This window comes from Neomicrococcus lactis, from assembly GCF_014200305.1.
Classification (GTDB): Bacteria; Actinomycetota; Actinomycetes; order Actinomycetales; family Micrococcaceae; genus Neomicrococcus; species Neomicrococcus lactis.
The window spans coordinates 1822553-1840418 of record NZ_JACHBL010000001.1 but is presented as its reverse complement, the minus strand read 5'-3'; the positions used below and the strand labels follow the sequence as shown (position 1 = coordinate 1840418).

Annotated in this window: 15 protein-coding genes, 1 tRNA gene and 1 other RNA gene; 9 read left to right on the top strand and 8 right to left on the bottom strand. The window is 59.2% G+C overall.

Annotated elements, in window-relative coordinates:
• Positions 1–6: 6 nt before the first annotated feature.
• Positions 7–438: an SSI family serine proteinase inhibitor gene (locus BKA12_RS08300; protein WP_183642456.1), complete on the bottom strand. Its 432-nt coding sequence runs from the start codon at positions 436–438 to the stop codon at positions 7–9.
• A 29-nt stretch (positions 439–467) separates the two neighbouring features.
• Positions 468–1382: a 3-methyladenine DNA glycosylase gene (locus BKA12_RS08295; protein WP_183642440.1), complete on the bottom strand. Its 915-nt coding sequence runs from the start codon at positions 1380–1382 to the stop codon at positions 468–470.
• 331 nt (positions 1383–1713) lie between these two features.
• Between BKA12_RS08295 and BKA12_RS08290 the strand changes: the two genes are divergently transcribed.
• The 3 genes from BKA12_RS08290 to BKA12_RS08280 all read left to right on the top strand — a co-directional run bounded on the left by BKA12_RS08290 (position 1714) and on the right by BKA12_RS08280 (position 6104).
• Entirely contained in the window at positions 1714–4785 is a 3072-nt protein-coding gene (locus tag BKA12_RS08290; RefSeq protein ID WP_183644835.1) for a S8 family serine peptidase, read from the top strand.
• 125 nt (positions 4786–4910) lie between these two features.
• Entirely contained in the window at positions 4911–5333 is a 423-nt protein-coding gene (locus BKA12_RS08285; RefSeq protein WP_221228070.1) for a YchJ family protein, read from the top strand.
• 255 nt (positions 5334–5588) lie between these two features.
• Positions 5589–6104, top strand: coding sequence for an FBP domain-containing protein (locus BKA12_RS08280; protein ID WP_183642438.1), 516 nt, complete (start codon positions 5589–5591; stop codon positions 6102–6104).
• Positions 6105–6167: 63 nt separating this feature from the next.
• Here the strand turns inward: BKA12_RS08280 and BKA12_RS08275 are convergent, their stop codons facing one another.
• Positions 6168–7454: an aspartate kinase gene (locus BKA12_RS08275; protein WP_183642435.1), complete on the bottom strand. Its 1287-nt coding sequence runs from the start codon at positions 7452–7454 to the stop codon at positions 6168–6170.
• A gap of 216 nt (positions 7455–7670) precedes the next feature.
• Between BKA12_RS08275 and BKA12_RS08270 the strand changes: the two genes are divergently transcribed.
• Together BKA12_RS08270 and BKA12_RS08265 are read left to right on the top strand one after the other, a co-directional pair.
• Complete coding sequence (locus tag BKA12_RS08270) at positions 7671–8633, top strand: ABC transporter ATP-binding protein (protein WP_183642432.1); 963 nt, start codon at positions 7671–7673, stop codon at positions 8631–8633.
• Positions 8630–9769 carry an ABC transporter permease gene (locus BKA12_RS08265; RefSeq protein WP_183642428.1) on the top strand — a complete coding sequence of 380 codons (1140 nt, stop codon included), beginning with the start codon at positions 8630–8632 and terminating at the stop codon, positions 9767–9769. The genes BKA12_RS08270 and BKA12_RS08265 overlap by 4 nt, the downstream gene beginning before the upstream one ends.
• Here BKA12_RS08265 and recR read toward each other — a convergent pair.
• From recR to ffs, 5 genes are all read right to left on the bottom strand, one after another.
• Positions 9766–10365 (bottom strand): recombination mediator RecR, encoded by a 600-nt coding sequence (recR, locus tag BKA12_RS08260; protein WP_183642426.1) that lies wholly within the window; start codon positions 10363–10365, stop codon positions 9766–9768. The two genes, BKA12_RS08265 and recR, sit on opposite strands and share 4 nt — an antisense overlap.
• Positions 10366–10408: 43 nt before the next feature.
• Positions 10409–13759, bottom strand: a complete 3351-nt coding sequence (locus BKA12_RS08255; RefSeq protein WP_183642423.1) for a DNA polymerase III subunit gamma and tau — start codon at positions 13757–13759, stop codon at positions 10409–10411.
• Between the two features lie 60 nt (positions 13760–13819).
• Positions 13820–14803: a 2-hydroxyacid dehydrogenase gene (locus BKA12_RS08250; RefSeq protein ID WP_183642421.1), complete on the bottom strand. Its 984-nt coding sequence runs from the start codon at positions 14801–14803 to the stop codon at positions 13820–13822.
• A gap of 114 nt (positions 14804–14917) precedes the next feature.
• Positions 14918–15835 (bottom strand): tRNA glutamyl-Q(34) synthetase GluQRS, encoded by a 918-nt coding sequence (gluQRS, locus tag BKA12_RS08245; RefSeq protein ID WP_338087474.1) that lies wholly within the window; start codon positions 15833–15835, stop codon positions 14918–14920.
• A 28-nt stretch (positions 15836–15863) separates the two neighbouring features.
• Positions 15864–15959: signal recognition particle sRNA small type (gene ffs, locus BKA12_RS08240), an RNA gene on the bottom strand.
• A gap of 120 nt (positions 15960–16079) precedes the next feature.
• Here ffs and BKA12_RS08235 point away from each other — a divergent pair.
• The 4 genes from BKA12_RS08235 (at position 16080) to BKA12_RS08220 (ending at position 17793) form a co-directional block, all read left to right on the top strand.
• Positions 16080–16167 (top strand) — tRNA-Ser (locus tag BKA12_RS08235).
• Between the two features lie 168 nt (positions 16168–16335).
• The gene (locus tag BKA12_RS08230; RefSeq protein ID WP_183642415.1) at positions 16336–16698 is read left to right on the top strand and encodes a hypothetical protein; all 363 of its coding nucleotides are present in this window, start codon (positions 16336–16338) and stop codon (positions 16696–16698) included.
• A 9-nt stretch (positions 16699–16707) separates the two neighbouring features.
• Entirely contained in the window at positions 16708–17250 is a 543-nt protein-coding gene (locus BKA12_RS08225) for a DUF1697 domain-containing protein (protein ID WP_183642412.1), read from the top strand.
• A 21-nt stretch (positions 17251–17271) separates the two neighbouring features.
• Positions 17272–17793 carry an SRPBCC domain-containing protein gene (locus tag BKA12_RS08220; protein WP_183642409.1) on the top strand — a complete coding sequence of 174 codons (522 nt, stop codon included), beginning with the start codon at positions 17272–17274 and terminating at the stop codon, positions 17791–17793.
• The last annotated feature ends 73 nt before the right edge of the window (positions 17794–17866 follow it).

The following is a 17866-nucleotide window of genomic DNA, read 5'->3' as shown; positions in this document are numbered from 1 at the left end:
TAGGAGTTAAATTCCTTCGGCTCCGCCAGGCCCAACAAGCGGTTCAAAAAGGTTCCACTCGCGGATTTCGCAGCCGTTGGTACGGCTCAGTTGCTTAATGACGGACTCACCGTTGAACGTCCCTGTGATGGTCGCCTCCTGCGGGCCGCCATAAATTTCCGTGCAGATTTGATCCTTGCGCGGCAGTGCCCGCAGCTGTTCACCGTGGTTGAGCAATACCTCGCACGACGCCGCAGCTCGGGGGTGGTCTGTACCTTCGGCCGGTTGCCCCTCGAGGCAGACGAGGCGATAGGTTTGGCCGATCGTGGTGCCGTCGGGACGGATTTCAATCGTGAGGTCGGCGTCCATGGAGTCCTTTGCTGGCGAATTGCCACAAGCGGTAAGAGTGAGGCAACTGCTCACGACGAGGCAGGCTGTGAGGATTCGAAAGAATTTCATGCCACCACCTGCTGTTGATTCCATTCAGTCTATGACTGAGCGCGAATGCTGTCTCTAGCCGCGATTTCCGCAACTAGATCTAGAGACGCGAGCAAGCGTCGTCGTAATTGATCCGAGCGCTCCGCAAAGCCGCGCTGCAACTCGACGTAGCGTGCTTTGCCCTCCGGGGTTTCGATGCTGATGGGCTCGCAGCCCCAGTCCGCGAGATCGTAGGGGGAGGCCTGCATGTCGACCGTACGGACGTCCCATGCGAGCTCGAAGCAATCCATGATGAGGTCGCTCGAAATGAGCGGCACGAGCTTGTAGCACCACTTATAAAGATCCATGGCGGCATGTAAGCAGCCAGGTTGCTCCATGTCACGCTGGGTTTCGCGCGTGGGCTGCAGCTCGTTCAGCGGGCCGGCCTGCGGAGTGAAGAAGCGGAAGGCGTCGAAGTGGGAGCAGCGGATCTTGTGGTTTTCCACCACGGTGTCTGTGCCGGAAGCGCCGAGCCGAAGCGGCAAATATTCGTGGCGAACACCGTTGACGTCTGACTTGTAAGCCATCGCCCACTCGTGCAAACCGAAGCACGCGAAGTTGGCGGGGCGCTGCCGAGTGGTTGAGACCAAATGGCGGACGAAATCTACCGTGGCGCCGCGCTCGGCAAGAAATCCATCAACGTCGATGACTAAATCTGACGAATTCTCGGAAATTCTTTTGTTAAATTTCCATGAAGCGCGCTCGGTCCTGACGGCATCTTCGAGGACCACTCCCGCCCCTGGCTGCCACCGCAAAAGCTGCCCTGGCTTGTGTCCGTAATACGTGAAAAGAAAATCCTCGACCGGATGTTTCTTGCCGTGCGAGCGGCGCTCAAGATACGGCTGAACGTAAGTATTTACGCGGTCTTGATGCGCGCGCTCGAGGGCTTTCCATTCGTGAAAGGAAAGAGAGGTGTCGGCGCGCATCCCACCATTATCTCGCGGCGAGGGTCGGGCAGAGAAAATCGAGGCTCCCCAGAGGCTGGTTACCGGCTCGTAACTTGGCTGCAACATTCGATGGAAATTTATTCAACATGAGTTTCGCGTTTGCTCTTCCGGTGCTGACGAAATTCAGATAGATTTCTTTCACATCTCCCAGCTTCGTGGGGTACATCACATATTGTATGTCGGTGCTGGGGGAATCTGCGGTCATTTATGGCTGCTACTTCGCACAAACACAGGAAGGCGATCCAACACCGTGAAACAAGATCAGCCTGCGCGCCGCCGCCAATCGTGGCGCCGCGCAACCGCCGTAGCGATGGGCCTGCCATTGCTCATTACGTCGGGAATCGGGGCGAGCAGCGCATTTGCTGCTCCCGAAAACAGCACCTCTCAGGTGGCTGGCCAGATCCAGCAGAACTTCAAGGATGGCAATTACATTGTGGTCCTCAAGGATGCTCCCGTAGCTTCCTACGAGGGTGGGGTTTCCGGCATTGCCGCCACCAAGCCCGCGCCAGGCAAGAAGATCAACAAGGGTGATAAGAACGTCAAGGCCTACGAGGCTCACTTGCGCAAGCAGCAGCGTGCTGTTGCATCGTCGCAGGGCGTGAAGATCCAGAAGGATTACACGGTCGCCATTAATGGTTTTGCTGCGAAGCTGACCGCTGCTCAGGCAACTGAACTGTCCAAGCAGAAGAACGTGTTGACCGTTGCTGAGGACAAGCAGTTTGCTCCTGATTACAGCTCCACCGACTTCCTCGGCTTGAGCGGTAAGGACGGCGGCTGGGCCACTCAATACGGCGGAACTGCTAACGCTGGCAAGGGAACCGTGGTCGGTGTTATTGACTCCGGCTACCGCCCAGACAACGCCTTCCTCAAGGGCAACCCTGTTAAGCCTCTCCCCGGCAAGGCAACGGTTGGCCAGCCATACCTGGACAAGGATGGCAAGATCGCCATGCTCAAGGCTGATGGCACCACCTTCAAGGGTGAATGCCAGGTTGGTGAGGACTTCGACGGCAGCGCTTGCAACGACAAGGTCTTGTCCGCTCGCTACTTCGCTGACGCTTTCGTGGGATCCATCCCTGAAGACGAGCGCGCTCCTGAAGAAGTCATCTCTCCAGTTGACGTGGGAAGCCACGGCACGCACACGGCCTCCACCGCCGCAGGTAACTACGGTGTGGACCTTGAGTCCGCTGGTCGCGACTTCGGCAAGGGCTCCGGCATTGCTCCGGCAGCCAAGCTTTCCGTCTACAAGATCTGCTGGGAAGACACCGATCCTGATACTGGCGGCTGCTACACCTCCGCTTCTGTTGCCGCTATTGAACAGTCCATCTTGGACGGCGTCGACGTACTGAACTACTCCATCTCCGGAAACAACAACAGCATCGTTGACCCTGTTGCTATCGCATTCAAGAACGCAGCCGCTGCAGGCATCTTCGTTTCCGCCTCTGCTGGTAACTCCGGCCCAACGCCAACCACGGTGAACCACGCGTCTCCATGGTTGACCACGGTTGCTGCTTCCACGTTCTCGAATGAGCTCATGGGCACGGTCGAGTTGTCTGATGGCACCAAGTACCGCGGTGTTTCCGTGATGTCTAGCGAAGTTCAGGACAAGCCACTGGTGCTTTCGGCTGATGCCGTAGCAGCGGGTCAAGAGGCTGCTGACGCAGCACTCTGCTTGCCTAACTCGCTTGATCCAGCCAAGGTCACCGGCAAGATTGTCATCTGTGACCGTGGCGTCAACGCTCGCGCTGAAAAGTCCGTGGTTGTTGCTGACGCCGGCGGCGTTGGCATGGTTCTCGTGAACGTTTCCACGGGTTCTGAGGACTCTGATGTTCATGCTGTTCCAACGGTCCACATCTCCAACCCAGAGATCAAGACCCGCGTTGCGGCTAACCCATCCTTGACGGGTTCTTTGATTGACCATGACACCACCGGTCTCCCACAGACCCCACTCCCACAGATCGCTGGATTCTCTTCCCGCGGCCAGACTCTTGCAGAAGGCTCTGACTTGCTCAAGCCTGACCTTGCAGCCCCTGGCGTGAACGTTCTTGCAGGTGTGGTTCCTGAGGCATACAACGGCGACTCCACGGGCTTCATGTCCGGTACGTCGATGGCTGCTCCTCACGTAGCCGGCTACGCAGCACTCATGTTCTCGAAGTACCCAACGTGGTCTCCTTCGGCTGTGAAGTCCGCGATGATGACTACGTCTTACGACGTTCTCAACAACGATGGTTCCAAGAACCTCGACAACTTCGCGACCGGCGCTGGTGAAGCTGATCCAAACAAGATGACGAACCCAGGCCTCGTTTACGAAAATGACGTGAATGACTGGGATGCACTCATCAACGGTGAGCTTGACGCAAAGAACGTGAACCTCGCATCCTACGCAGTAGGTAGCTTGGTTGGCGAAGTCACCGTGACCCGAGAAGTGACAGCACTGACCAAGGGCACCTACACGGCTTCAGCGAACGTTCCTGGTGTTGACGTCAAGGTCTCGCCATCCACGTTGAAGTTTGCCAAGGCTGGCGAGAAGAAGTCCTTCACCGTCACCTTCAAGAACGTGTCAGCTGCCACCAACAAGTTCGCTCACGGTTCGTTGTCTTGGAACTATCAGGGCCCCGGCATTGGCAACAGCGCTGGCAAGGGCAAGGCTCAGTTCTCCGTCAACAGCCCAGTCTCGGTTCGTCCGTTGGCTGTCGCGGCTCCTAACCTCGTTGAGTTCTCCGGTGCTTCCGGAAAGGGCTCCTTCGATGTTCTGGGCGGCGTTACCACCAACGCTGACCTTTCGGTTCTTGGCTTGGCCAAGGGCGATGTGACCCCAACCGGTGCTAAGAAGCCGGGCGAAGGCGCTGTCATCGGTTCTAACAGCTCCACGGCAACGAAGGTTGTCAACGTTGCTAAGGGAACCAAGACGGCTACCTTCTCCGTGAACGCTGATGACGCGAATGATGACTGGGACATGTTCATCGTCACGCCAGGCAACCAGGTATTGCAGATTGCAACGGAGTCCGCTTCGGAATCCACCGTGATCAACAACCCAGCACCGGGCACGTACTACGTGATCGGCAACCTGTATGCCACGAATGACAATGGTGCAGCAAACGCCACCATCGAGTACGTGGGCCTCACGGGCGACGCAGGCAACATGACTGCTTCCCCAGATCCACTGGCACTCGCCAACGGTAAGACCTCCACTGTGAACCTCGCATGGGACGGCCTCACTGAAGGTAACTGGTACGGCTCCGTGATCTTGGGTGACACCGGATCTGCCGTAGGCGTCAAGGTCGCAGTTGGCACCAACGGTGCTGCTGTTTCCACTTCCAACGTCAAGGTCTACAACCAGTCGGACATTGACAAGCTTCCTAAGTCTTCTTTGAAGAAGAGCTAACGGCTAGCTAACAACCCGCAACGTTAGCGTTGCATCTCTCCAGAGTGAGGGCCCTTGAGCTTCGGCTTGGGGGTCCTCACTTTTTTGCTCTGCGTTCGCGCGAGACCACCGGATAAGCTGGTGCCTTGACTACCAAGATCACTGACGAAACTCGTTGCCCGTGCGGCAGTGGCGACACCTATCAGGCGTGCTGCGGCCGTTTCCATGCTGGCGAAGCAGCCCCCACCGCAGAGGCGCTCATGCGCTCCCGCTACTCGGCCTACGCGCTGAGCAGCACGGACGCGGACAAGTTCGCCCAGTACGTGTATGACACGTGGGCGCCGGAAACGCGCCCTGATCTGGAAGACCTGCGTACACCTGGCTTGGATTGGGATCGGCTCACTATTTTGAGTACGACGGCGGGTGGTCCCTTTGATAGCGAAGGCACCGTTGAATTCGTGGCTCAGTATCATAACGACCACGGCAAGCGCTTCCAGATGCACGAAGTCAGTGACTTCCGCCGGGAGAACAAGCGTTGGTTCTACGTGGATGGCGAAGTTTCCGAATAACGTAGAATAGCTAGGTTCTTCTGAATCACCTTTCAATTTTTCTAGCCCTAGCGGGCGGTAGGAGGTCGGCGGCTACATGCGCGCCAGCAATAGATAAGAGCTGAGTCTCTTCACTCAGCGGCGAAAAGTTCCATCTCTTGGAGTTCCACGGTCCTCGGTGGCCGGCAGGAACCCGATGCTGCTTCGTACCCACTGATCTATTGTTTTCCTCAGATTTTCGGGCCACATTTGGTGAGCCCACGAAAGGTTTTTCCCATGCGCTCTCATTCAGAGTCAGCTCTTCGTAAGAGCTTTATCAATTGCTCCAAAGGTGCCGCTCAGCGCATCAACTTCCCCAAAGAGATCCTCAACGCAGACCCAGCAGTCTGGGAGAAGCAGATCTTCTTGAGCTGGTCCGATCCCAAGTCTCCCCAGCGCGCCTTCCTAGTTGCTGAAACCACTAGCGGGCTGCAGGGACTAGTCATGGAGCGGAACGCCGCGCAAGTGAAGGGCGGCGGCGCTCGCATGTGTCAGATCTGCCTGACGCTGCACTCATCCAGCGGAGTGTCCTTGGTATCAATTCCTACGTCGAAGTCTTCTCAGGACAAGTACGGAAGCATCGGCACGTACATCTGCTCGGACCTCGAATGCGTGGCCTACACGCTGGGTAAGAAGAAGCCAGACGGAATCCGTCAGATGGAAGAGACCCTCACCCCGGAAGAAAAGATCGAACGCATGCTCGGCAATGTTCAGGACATCTTCACCCGCGTTGAGGAACTTCTGAAGAAGTAAAAAAATCCCCCAAGTGCAATTGCGCTTGGGGGATTTTCGTTTCGTCTCTATAGCGAGTCGCTCTTAGCGGCCGGTGCCACCGTAAACGGTAGCTGCGGCGTCGGAATCCAAATCAAATGCCGTGTGCACAGCCTTGACCGCGGCATCCAACTTGTCAGCGTCCGTGACAATCGAGATGCGGATTTCCGAAGTGGAAATCATGTCAACGTTCACGCCAGCCGCGGAAAGCGCCTCGAAGAAGCGGTAGGAAACTCCCGGGTTGGAGCGCATGCCAGCGCCGATGAGGGAAAGCTTGCCGATCTGCTCGTTGTACTCCACGCCCTCGAAACCGATGCGCTCTTGGTTCTCGCGCAATGCGGCCAAAGCGTCCTTGCCCTCAACGATGGGGAGGGTGAAGGAGATGTCCGTCTTGCCGCTGCCAGCCGTGGACACGTTCTGAACGATCATGTCGATATTGGAGTTAGCGCCAGCGATGACACCGAAGATGTCCGCTGCCTTACCTGGAATGTCAGGCACGCCAACAATGGTGACTTTTGCTTCGGAACGGTCGTGAGCAACGCCGGAGATGATGGGCTGTTCCAAGGGTTCTCCCTCTTGAATCTTGATTTTGTCGTCAGGGCTGGGGAGTACCCACGTGCCCTCATTGGTGCTGAAGGAAGAGCGCACGTGGAGTGGAACTCCAAAGCGACGTGCGTACTCTACGCAGCGAAGGTGCAGGATCTTGGCGCCAGAAGCGGCCATCTCGAGCATCTCTTCGCTGGAAATCTCGTCAATCTTCTTTGCAGAAGGAACAATGCGTGGATCCGCGGTGTAGACGCCGTCAACGTCCGTGTAGATCTCGCAGACATCAGCGTTCAGGGCTGCGGCAAGTGCCACGGCCGTGGTGTCCGAACCGCCGCGACCCATGGTGGTGACGTTGCGGCCTTCCTTGCTCATGCCCTGGAAACCAGCGACGATCGCCACGTGGTCCCGGTCCAGCGCCTTGCGAACGCGCTCGGGGGAGACCTCGATGATACGGGCCTTGCCGTGGACTGCGTCCGTGACCATGCCAGCCTGGCTACCGGTGAAGGACACTGCCTTGCCGCCGATGGCATCGATGGCCATTGCAAGAAGCGCCATCGAGATGCGTTCGCCGGAGGAAAGGAGCATGTCCATTTCGCGGGCCGGGGCATCGCTTGTCAGCTGTCCCGCGAGGTCCAAGAGGTCATCCGTGGTGTCGCCCATGGCCGAAACCACAACGACCACCGAGTGCCCCTGGGCGCGGGTGTCCATAATTCGTTGTGCAACTCGCTTGATCCCGTCCGCGTCGGAGACGGACGAGCCGCCAAACTTCTGGACGATCAGGCTCATGTAACTGCACTTTCCTTCGGGGGATTCATGGGCGCGCGGGCGCACGCGGTTCCAATTGTAAAGGCAGGGGAGAAGGAGGTTCCCTTTCATGACGCACCGCATCAATTCACTGGTAGCTCTCAATGACCGCTAGCTAGGCCGCGGGACGATCCGGAATGTCAAAGGATCATACCTAGGTAGCCCCCGTGAAAACGGTGGGAGACGTACCTTGAAATCATGACAACAACTGACGCTCCGGTTGCGCAGCACGAAGGGATTCGGGCCGCGGGACTCGCCCGCGCCTTTGGGGACGTGCACGCGGTAAAGAACATTGATTTTGATGCGCCCATGGGTCAAGTCACGGCCCTCGTGGGGCCCAACGGCTCCGGTAAGACCACCTTGCTCCTCATGCTTGCTTCGCTCTTGCAGCCAGATGCAGGCACCATCACGGTGAACGGCAAGGACCCAGCTAAGAACCTGCGTGCCGTGCGCGCGCAGATCGGGTGGATGCCGGACACGCTGGGCGTGTGGGAGCAGCTCACCGTCACCGAAGTCCTCGTGATGGTGGGCCAGCTCTATGGCATGACGCGCGGCGCCGCCGAGTCTCGTGCCGCCGATTTGCTGGAATTGGTCCAGCTGACCGAACTCGCGAAGCGCCCGTCCGGCGTGCTTTCGCGAGGCCAACAACAGCGCCTGTCCCTTGCGCGGGCATTGGTTCATGACCCCCAAATTTTGTTGCTGGATGAGCCAGCTTCCGGACTTGATCCGGGGGCGCGCATCGATCTGCGCAACCTCATTAGGCGGCTCGCGGACACGGGCCGCGCCGTCGTCATCTCATCCCACGTGCTCTCCGAGCTGGACGAAATGGCGGACCGCGCCGTCTTTATCGCCGACGGCCGCACTGTGGATGTCCAGAGCATTATGGATGCCGGCGCGCAGTCTCGCCGCTACGCACTCACTGCTTTGGACGACGCGCGCTTGCGCACGGCATTGGAAGAAAGCGGCACCGAATTTGGTGAAGTCCGGCGGCAACAGCGGCTTGAATTTGTGGTGCGGTGCGCTTCTGAGCACGACGCCGCAGCTCTCTTGAGCAGGCTGGTTTCCGCTGGTATTCCCATCACCCAATTTGCGCCCGCTACGGGTGCCCTCGAAGAAAGCTACGTCAACGCGATGGCGAAGAACGTGGAGGAACGATCATGAGCCAAGCACTCGATACCGAACGAAACCCCACAGGAGTGGACGGAACCCTAGGGTTCTGGACGGGCCTGCGCACGGTGTTCCGCATGGAGTTCATGCAACGCATGCGCTCGCGCAGCTGGTACTGGATGATGGGCATCTGGTTTGTGGTCATTGGCCTCGTGACGTGGGCCGTGGTCTCTTCCTTCCGGTCTTATGAGGCACAGTCCAACGGTGCTCTCCAATCAGGCCAGTTGGTCTTTGAAGCGGTCCTGTTCTTTGTCCTGTTGTTTGCGCTGCTTATCGCGCCGGCCTTTGCGGCCAACACCATTTCGGGTGACAGGCAAAACGGAACACTCGCCATCATTCAGAACACTTTGTTGTCGCCGGCGCAGATTATTGGTGGCAAGTGGCTGGCTGCCTGGGTTTCGGCGCTCGCCTTCCTGGTTGTTTCCTTGCCGTTTATTCTGCTGTCCTTTGCGCTTGGTGGCGTGGACTTCAGCCGAGTGATCTTGTTCGTGCTGATGCTGTCTTTCGAGCTTCTTGTCATGACCGGAATTGGCGTAGCGGTCTCCGCGGTTTCTATTCGCCCACTCTTCTCCGTCCTCGGGACGTACCTGTTGGTGGCCTTGTTTGCCGTGGGAACGTTGATCAGTTTTGGGCTGGGCGCGCAATTGAGTGCGCAGCCAGAGCAAGCTCCCTACTTGGAAGGCGTCAGTTATGAGCCGCCACAGGAAATCATCGAGTCCACGGACCCGAACGCGTTGAATGATTGGTTCAATGAACAATCTAAGTGCAGTACCGGAACCACTGAAATGAAGGTTGTTCACACGGAGCGGGTTACGTGGCTCCTCGCCGCGAACCCCTTCGTGATGGTGGCCGACTTTGCGCGCGAGCCTTATCGAGCGGGTGATCAGAACGATGGAGAACTCTTCACGAGTATCAGCAACGGGGTTCGCACTGCGCAGGCAGGCCCGGCTTACCAATATGACTGCTACACCGGAATGAAGCGTTCCGAACTTCCCGATCCACAAGTAGTGCCTATCTGGCCACTAGGTGTGGGTATCCAGGTGGTCTTCCTTGGGGCATTGCTCTGGTGGGCTCACAGCCGGGTCAGGACACCAGTCAAGACCCTTTCTCGGGGAATGCGTATCGCCTAGCCAACCAGGCTGCGGCGACCCTCGAAGGCGCGACCTAGAGTCACATCATCGGCGTACTCTAGGTCGCCGCCGACGGGCAATCCTGAAGCCAAGCGCGTGACCTTGATGCCGATGCTCTTGAGCATGCGGGCCAAATAAGTCGCCGTCGCTTCGCCCTCAAGATTCGGGTCCGTGGCAACGATAATTTCTTGAATCTTCTCGTCGCCCAAACGGGTTACGAGTTCGCGGATATGCAGCTGCTCCGGGCCAACACCGCCAATGGGGTTAATGGCTCCGCCGAGCACGTGATAGCGGCCGCGGAAGGAACGAGTTCGCTCGATGGTGAGGATGTCCTTGGACTCTTCCACCACGCAGATGACGGTTTCGTCGCGGCGCGGATCCAAGCAAATGTTGCAGGTCTCCTGCTCAGTGACGTTGAAGCACACCTTGCAGAACTTGACCTTTTCCTTGACCACGCGGATGGCGTCGGCAAGGCGCTTCATGTCATCGGGATCAGCATCAAGGATGTGGAAGGCGATGCGCTGCGCGGACTTTGGACCGATTCCGGGCAGACGGCCGAGCTCGTCGATTAGCTCTTGAACAGCACCCTGGTACACAAATCCTCACCTTCCCGCGCAAGCGGTTCTCACGTTGCGAGATTCAGATGATGGGCGTTCCGTCAAGGTTTCGAGCCTCGATGAGCTTGCCGTCAAGTACTCGTTCAACGGCCGCGCGACCCACCAACAAGGAATCTTCAATCATGATGTCCTCATCGCTTGGAACATCATCAACGAAGGCTGATTCTACGCCGTTATCCTTGGCGCGCGCCGGAGGCATGGCCTGCCGGGGCAGATCTGGAACTGTGGGGTTCGCCGCTGCCGGATCCTGCGCAAGCTTCGCCGCAATCCGTTGGGACATGGGCACTTCATGCGCCTCATTCTTCGGCTCATCGGCAACCGGAGGCTCCTGGGCCACTGCCTCACGTTGAGACTCCCAGCCCCAGTTATTCGTGTCCTGAGGCACTGGAAGCGGAGCTACCGGACGGTCTGTGGACGCGCCGGGTGCTGGTGCCACCGGAGCCGTGGGCGCGGCAGATCCGCCTGGCGAAGGTGCCACTGGATTCTGGGTCGATGGGGAAGCCGGAGTGCGGGTAGGCGTCGGGGTAACTGCTGGTGCCGCAGATGCTGGCTTGGCGGCAACAGGTGCAGTCGCCGTTGGTGCAGCAGCGGGTGCAGAAACTTGCGGCGCTGACTTCTCAATTTCCGGTACGACGGCGGAAGCCTCCGAGCTCTCACCTGACCGGTTGGAAGGCGTTTCTTCCCAGTCACCACCGTCAACACCTGCCCACGGGTCTCCCTCGGGATCCCACGGTTCGATGTCCGGAGCCGCTTGCCATGCATCTTCGATGAACTGGCTTGGAGCATCGCCGGCTGGGGGAGTCGGTTCAGTGACAACTGGAGCCGGCCGTTCGACTGGAGCAGGCCGTTCAGCTCGAGCTGGTCGTTGGGCTGGTGCTTGTCGCTCAGCCTGTGCCGGTCGCTCAGCCGACGCTGAACGTTCAGGTGCTCGACGTTCTGGTGCAGGTCGTTCGGGCGCGGGACGTTGCGCGGCTCGTTGCGTCGGGGTAACAGAGCGCTGAGGAGCGCGCTGATCCGGAGCAACGGCTGGTGCTTCCTGGGCGGTCCGCGGACGTGAATCCGCAGGTGCTCCTGGTGTTACCGGTGCAGTTCCGGGTCGTGGTGCCGCCGGGGCGGAAGTTGGCGTATTGGTAGGCCGTGCAACGTGTTCTTGTGGACGCTGAGCAGGGGCCTCGCGGCCCCTATCTTTTGGGCCCAAACCACCTGCAGGCGCAGCCCCTCCGCTCACCGCGACGATTGAAACACCAACTCCAAGCACGTCTTGAATACAACGCTGAAGCAATTCGGCGTTGGCCTCGCGACCACGGAAGTTGTTGAACGCACCCTCGTTGGAGAACGCGATGGTGAGCGTTTGACCATCGAACCCAGCCACGGTGGCGTTAGGCTCAACGGCCATCCAGACCGCTCGGCGAACTTCGCTCAAGCGGTTCATGATTTCTGGCCAAGCACGGCGGAACATCTCGACAGAACCAGTTCCGCCGGACTGGGCCGGATTGCTCTGTGGCCGTCCGCGCTGAGCGGGTGGCTCTTGCTGCGGCTGGGACTGATCTGGACGCGACTGCACTGGCTGTGCCTGCTCAGGCCGTTGCTGCGTTGGCCTCGTCTGAGCCGGTGGTCCTTGTACAGGTGGGGTCTGAGGCTGGCGCGGCTGTTCAGCTTGAGGCTGTGCTGGCCTCGTCTGCTGCACCGGACGAGCTTGTTCTGGAGCCGTCTGCTGGCCACGACGAGGATCTTGCTGCTGCTGGACATGATGCTCAGTCCGAGGGCGCTGTTGCTGTTGCGGGAGCTCTGGCTGACGCACAGGAGCCGCCGGTTCCTCCTCGAGAGCACCCCACGTGTTGCCCCAGTCGGGGGAAGCAGCTGGCGTGTTGCGGGGGGCTTGCGGAGTTTCTGGAACGGAAGACTGCGCTGGCGACGTCTGCACTGGCGGCATCGACGCTGCAGGATTCGAAGCCTCTTCTGGAGTCGACGACGCGGCCTGTGGCATGGACGCAGCAGGCGCTGGCGCCGCGGCGACGCGAGGCATCGGTGCAGCCGTGGTGCGAGTTGGCTCGGGCTGAGGCGCAGCACTCTCGGAACGTTGTGGCTGCTCTGCTGCGCGAGGACGCTCAGCAGGACGCGAGCTTCCGCGTACAGCCGCGCTTGCTTGCTGTTCGATGCCGCTGCGAGCACCAGCCTGCGAACCGCGGACGGGCGTTTCTTCGGCGGAAGCGAAGTTGAGGTGGCGTTCAATGCGGTCCACTCGTGCAGCCATGCCGCGTTCTGAGTGGTCGCTAGCCGGCAGGAGAAGTCGAGCACTGAGAAGTTCGAGGTGCAGTCGGGGACTCGTTGCACCTGTCATATCCGTAAGCGCCTTGTTGGTGGTGTCCGCGTTGCGGCTCAACTCACTGGCGCCAAGAACGTTGGCCTGCTGACGCATCCGTGCCAACTGATCTTCAGGAAGACCACGAATGATGTGCGAAGCCTCGTCTGGCATCGCCTTCACGATGATGAGGTCACGGAAACGTTCGAGGAGATCTTCCACGAAGCGACGTGGATCGTGACCAGTTTGGATAACGCGGTCCACCACGTTAAAGACGGTGGCGGAATCATGAGCGGCCAAAGCATCGACGACATCGTCGAGAAGAGCCGAGTGCGTGTAACCAAGCAGGTTCACTGCGAGCTCGTAATCGAGGCCCTCCTCGCCAGCACCGGCCATCAACTGGTCCAGCACGGAAAGGGAGTCACGAACAGATCCGCCGCCGGCGCGAGCAACGAGCGACAGAACGCCGGGAGCAACCTCGACGTTCTCGGCATCGCACAACTCTTGCAAGTAAGCCATGAGCGGCTCTGGCGGAACGAGACGGAACGGGTAGTGGTGGGTACGGGAACGAATCGTTCCGATCACCTTGTCCGGCTCAGTGGTGGCGAAGATGAACTTGATGTGTTCTGGTGGCTCTTCAACGATCTTCAGAAGCGCGTTGAAGCCAGCCGACGTCACCATGTGGGCTTCGTCGATGATGAAAATTTTGTAGCGGTCGCGGACCGGCGCAAAGGTGGCACGCTCACGCAGATCACGAGCATCATCAACGCCACCGTGAGAAGCGGCGTCAATCTCAATGACATCGAGCGAGCCTGGGCCGCCACGCTGCAGATCGCGGCACGAATCGCACTCACCACATGGATGAGCGGTGGGGCCATGAACACAGTTGAGGCAGCGCGCCAAAATACGCGCGCTGGTGGTCTTGCCGCAACCGCGCGGACCTGAGAAAAGGTACGCGTGATTGACGCGGTTCTTCTCAAGAGCAGCCATCAAAGGATCAGTGACATGCTCTTGCCCAATGACGTCCGCGAAGTCGTCGGGACGGTATCTGCGGTAAAGGGCGGTGCTCACCCCTAGACAATATCCGGATTGTCGCCCGAGGGTGAACCCACGAGTGCCCGACTGTGGAAACTAGGAGATAGGAGTGACCAAAGTCCCCGTTGTGAGGTATGAACGTAGATTCTCCAGAACCAAGGACGCCATGTCTGCTCGCGTCTCGACCGTGGCAGATCCGACATGCGGCAAGAGCACCACATTGTCCAAAGCCAACAATTCCTCTGGCACGTGCGGTTCATCTTCAAAGACGTCCAAGCCAGCGCCAGCAATAGTGCCGTCGCGAAGAGCTGCGACGAGCGCTTGCTCGTCCACCACGGTTCCTCGAGAGATGTTGATGAGGTAGCCGCTCTCGCCGAGGGCGTCCAAGATTTCGGCACTCACCAGTCCGTTGGTTTCTGGACCGCCGGTCGCGGCAACAATCAACACCTCAACGGATTCCGCGAGCTCCTTCAAAGAAGCGCGGTAGGTGTAGTCGACATCGGTGAGCTGGCGGCGATTGTGATACTCGATGGTGCATTTGAAACCTTCGAGTCGCTCGGCGATCGCGCGTCCGATGCGACCTAATCCCACATTTCCTACGGTTCGTCCGGTCGCCCGCGCCGTGAGGGGATAGTTGCCCTGAGACTCCCACTTGCCGGCTCGAACGTAGCGCTCGGAGGAGGAAATGCGGCGCAACATATCCAAGTACAGGGCAAGCGTGGTGTCTGCGACGCAGTCGTTGAGAACATCGGGCGTATTGCTAACGACGATTCCGCGCTCAGCAGCCTGCGCAACATCCGTGGCGTCATAGCCTGCGCCGAAGTTGATGACGGCTTCGAGGTTGGGCAGAGCGCTCATCAACTCGGTGTCAACGCCTCCGCGGCCCGAACACACAGCTACCCGAATGTCGCCGCCGTGAGCAGCCAAGAACGCGACACGTTCATCCCCGGCCGGAGGCAAAACTTGTGCCCCAAACTCGTCGCGCAGTGCCGCCGAAACGTTGGGGTGGGCGTTGACCACCTGCAAGATGTTGGTTCCGGTGATGGGGTTTGTGGATGCGGCGTCGGTAGAGGCAGTCATAGAAGGAGACTAGCGATCCCAAACTTCGATCGTCCAACACGAACTTCGCATTGCTCCATGCTTGGGGCGCATGACGCATACTCCGGGTCGCGGAGCCCGAAAAAAGAACAGAGGTTAGAACTCGGTGAACACCCACGGCTCGCGCGGCAAGACGTCCGGATCGAAAACGCGCAGGGCAGCCTGCAGCTGAGCGGACGGCTCGCGGCCCGGATCTCCGGGAAGGTTTACGGACTGCAAAAGGCGTGCGACGACTTCGGACGTACCGAACCCCAACAATTCCAAATCCGCCAGCGTGACCGCACCATCCCGCTTAGCCAAGCGCTGTTCGCGCGAATTGAGCACCAACGGCACGTGAGCGTACGTGAGTGCTGGAGCTGCGGCGTCGTAATCCGGTGCAAGAAGTGAGTGCAAATAGGATTGGCGCGGTGCGGAGGAGAGGAGGTCGTCGCCGCGCACCACCTGATCGATGCCCTGGAGGAGGTCGTCGAGGACTGTAGCGAAGTTGTAGGCGGGGACGCCGTCGTTGCGCAGGACTACGAAGTCGTCAACGATGCCCACGTAGGTGCCGTGGATCTGATCGGTCACGGAGAGTTCGGTGACGCTCGAGTGCAGACGCAATGCCGCAGGGCGCTCTCGGCGCTTGATCACACGCTCGCTCTCGGACAGATTCCGGCACGTTCCCGGGTAGGCGCCGGGTGCAGCGTGTGGGGCGGAAGAGGCTTCGGCAATGTCGCGGCGCGTGCAGAAGCACTCATACAGCAAGCCGCGAGCGGTCAGGGTGGTGATGGCGTCGCGATAGACGTCTCCGCGGTCCGTTTGGCGCAGCGGTTCTTCGTCCCACGTCAGGCCAATGCGGGCGAGGTCGGCAATCTGTTGCTCTTCGGAGCCGGCGCGAGCACGGTCAAGATCCTCGACGCGAAGGAGGAAGCTACGGTGCGTGCTGCGGGCAAAAAGCCACGCAAGGATGGCGGTGCGTAGATTTCCGATGTGCAATTCACCGGATGGGCTGGGGGCGTATCGACCAGCGGACACTCGAACCTCCATCAAAAGCCAGAGGGAATGTTAAAACCCCTCATGCACCTGCCAGAGCCCGCTTACCCTTGCTACCTTCCGGTCCTGGGGGAGTTCACAGGATGACACCACATGAGGGGCCGCCTAAAAGTGTACCTGAGGTGAACGTGAGGTGACGATTCGCGGCGCAAAGATGTGAGGTAGACCTCTCGATTTCGCGGTCCGCGTGGAGTCCGTTATGCTTGAACCTGCTCTTAGAGCGCTTGGAGGATTCGCCTAGCGGCCTATGGCGCACGCCTGGAACGCGTGTTGGGTTAACGCCCTCGGGGGTTCAAATCCCCCATCCTCCGCCAATAGAAATCGGCTCTTGACCTAGTCAGGGGCCGATTTCTTGTTTTCGAACAGTGGATTGTCCGTGCCGTGGAGACCTGCGATAACCGTTCTCAGAGGTCGGCCTCCTCGACCTAGGCAGACGTCAACGCTTTGCGATCCACTCGTCAAAGGTCTCTGCATCCGCACGAGTGCCCGCAGCTGGCAACAGCGCGCCGGAAACCATTCGCAGCATTCACGATGGACTCGCACACCACGCGCTGCACCCCGTTGACGCGTGCCGCGTAGGCCACGTGGTTCGCCGTCGTACTAAAAAATCGCCGAGCCGGCCCCGCAAGCAGCGTCTTAATATTCAGCCCATCCACGACTATGTCGATGCCCTCAAGAGCCGCGACGAGGCCTTCACCCGTCAGCGCATTTGCGCCCGAACGCGTGACAGCGCGCGCACCTCCACCCCGCGACTCGTCAGGTCGGCGACATTTCGCCGAGCAATCGTTCCCGTTCCACCAATAGCCGTAACGCGCATGACCGTCCTCTTTCCAAGCGCCGACTAGCATGAGCTTATGCCCAATCTTGCGGTCTTTTTGCGCGGTATCAACGTTGGCGGCATTCGCATGAGTATGAGCTCCGTTCAGGAAGCTTTAACAGCGGCGAATTACGACAACATAGCTACCGTCCTTGCCACAGGAAACGTCCTGCTGAACCCCGGTTCGCGGACGCCTGACGAGGTGAAAACTGATGTGGAGCGCGTCTTGCGTGCCGCTTTTGGGTACGAAGCGTGGGTCATTGTGAAATCACCAGAACAGGTGCGTGCGCTGGTGGATGGGTACCCCTTTGATCGTTCGAGCACCATGCATCACGCGTACGGAGTGCTCGCTACGTCGGCCGAGGCGATTGATGAAGTCCTTGGTGCGGTGACGCAGGAGGAAATGTTGGCGGCAGGGGAGCGAATCGCGGGTTTTGGCGATGTCCTGTGGTGGGAATGCCCCAAGGGTGAGTCGCTGGGAACGCCCGTGGCCAAGTATCTGGCTAAGGCCAAGTTCAAGCCACTGGTGACTACGCGGAATCTCAATACATTCGACAAGGTGCTTGCCAAGCTGTCCTAGTCGGGTGGAAGAATGGCGCCCATGAGTCCTTCTGCAACAGGTAAATTCGACCAGCTCGACGACGATCAGTTTCAGTTGATCCTGCACCGTCACTTTGAGGTATCCCCAGAAACCGTCTGGACGGTGCTGACTGATTCGAAAGAGTGTGGCCGCTGGATGGGAACCTGGACCGGAGATCCCGCGAGCGGCGAAGTTCAGATGACTATGGTTGCCGAAGAGGGCGACGAGCCGCAGGCGGTCAAAATTCTCAAATGCGATCCGCCGATGTTGGTTCGTGTGCAACAGGGGCCAGCAGAACAGCCGTGGATTCTTGAAGCCCGATTGGCGGAAAACGGCAGCACCACCGAGCTGACCTTCACGCAACCGATGGACCGCGAGTTCGCGCTCGCGATGCTTCCGGACATCGGGCCCGGTTGGGAGTTCTACCTTGACCGACTGGTGGCGGCTGTCGCTGGAGAAGACGCGAACCAAATCAAGTGGGACGACTACTACCCATCCCTCAAAGCGCCGTACGAAACCATGGCACGCCGCGCCGAAGGTTGAGCATTTTTCTGGACGGGCATAGGTTGATGTGACGCAGGTAACGCGTTTGCAAGTGCTCGTCATAGCCGACGGC

What these genes read in the sequence shown, in the direction of transcription:
- BKA12_RS08290 (WP_183644835.1), top strand. Translation starts at nt 1,714, where the DNA reads ATGGGCCTGCCATTGCTCATTACGTCGGGAATCGGGGCGAGCAGCGCA.
- BKA12_RS08270 (WP_183642432.1), top strand. Translation starts at nt 7,671, where the DNA reads ATGACAACAACTGACGCTCCGGTTGCGCAGCACGAAGGGATTCGGGCC.
- BKA12_RS08300 (WP_183642456.1), bottom strand. Translation starts at nt 438, where the DNA reads ATGAAATTCTTTCGAATCCTCACAGCCTGCCTCGTCGTGAGCAGTTGC.
- BKA12_RS08295 (WP_183642440.1), bottom strand. Translation starts at nt 1,382, where the DNA reads ATGCGCGCCGACACCTCTCTTTCCTTTCACGAATGGAAAGCCCTCGAG.
- BKA12_RS08250 (WP_183642421.1), bottom strand. Translation starts at nt 14,803, where the DNA reads ATGACTGCCTCTACCGACGCCGCATCCACAAACCCCATCACCGGAACC.
- BKA12_RS08280 (WP_183642438.1), top strand. Translation starts at nt 5,589, where the DNA reads ATGCGCTCTCATTCAGAGTCAGCTCTTCGTAAGAGCTTTATCAATTGC.
- BKA12_RS08275 (WP_183642435.1), bottom strand. Translation starts at nt 7,454, where the DNA reads ATGAGCCTGATCGTCCAGAAGTTTGGCGGCTCGTCCGTCTCCGACGCG.
- BKA12_RS08225 (WP_183642412.1), top strand. Translation starts at nt 16,708, where the DNA reads ATGCCCAATCTTGCGGTCTTTTTGCGCGGTATCAACGTTGGCGGCATT.
- BKA12_RS08265 (WP_183642428.1), top strand. Translation starts at nt 8,630, where the DNA reads ATGAGCCAAGCACTCGATACCGAACGAAACCCCACAGGAGTGGACGGA.
- BKA12_RS08220 (WP_183642409.1), top strand. Translation starts at nt 17,272, where the DNA reads ATGAGTCCTTCTGCAACAGGTAAATTCGACCAGCTCGACGACGATCAG.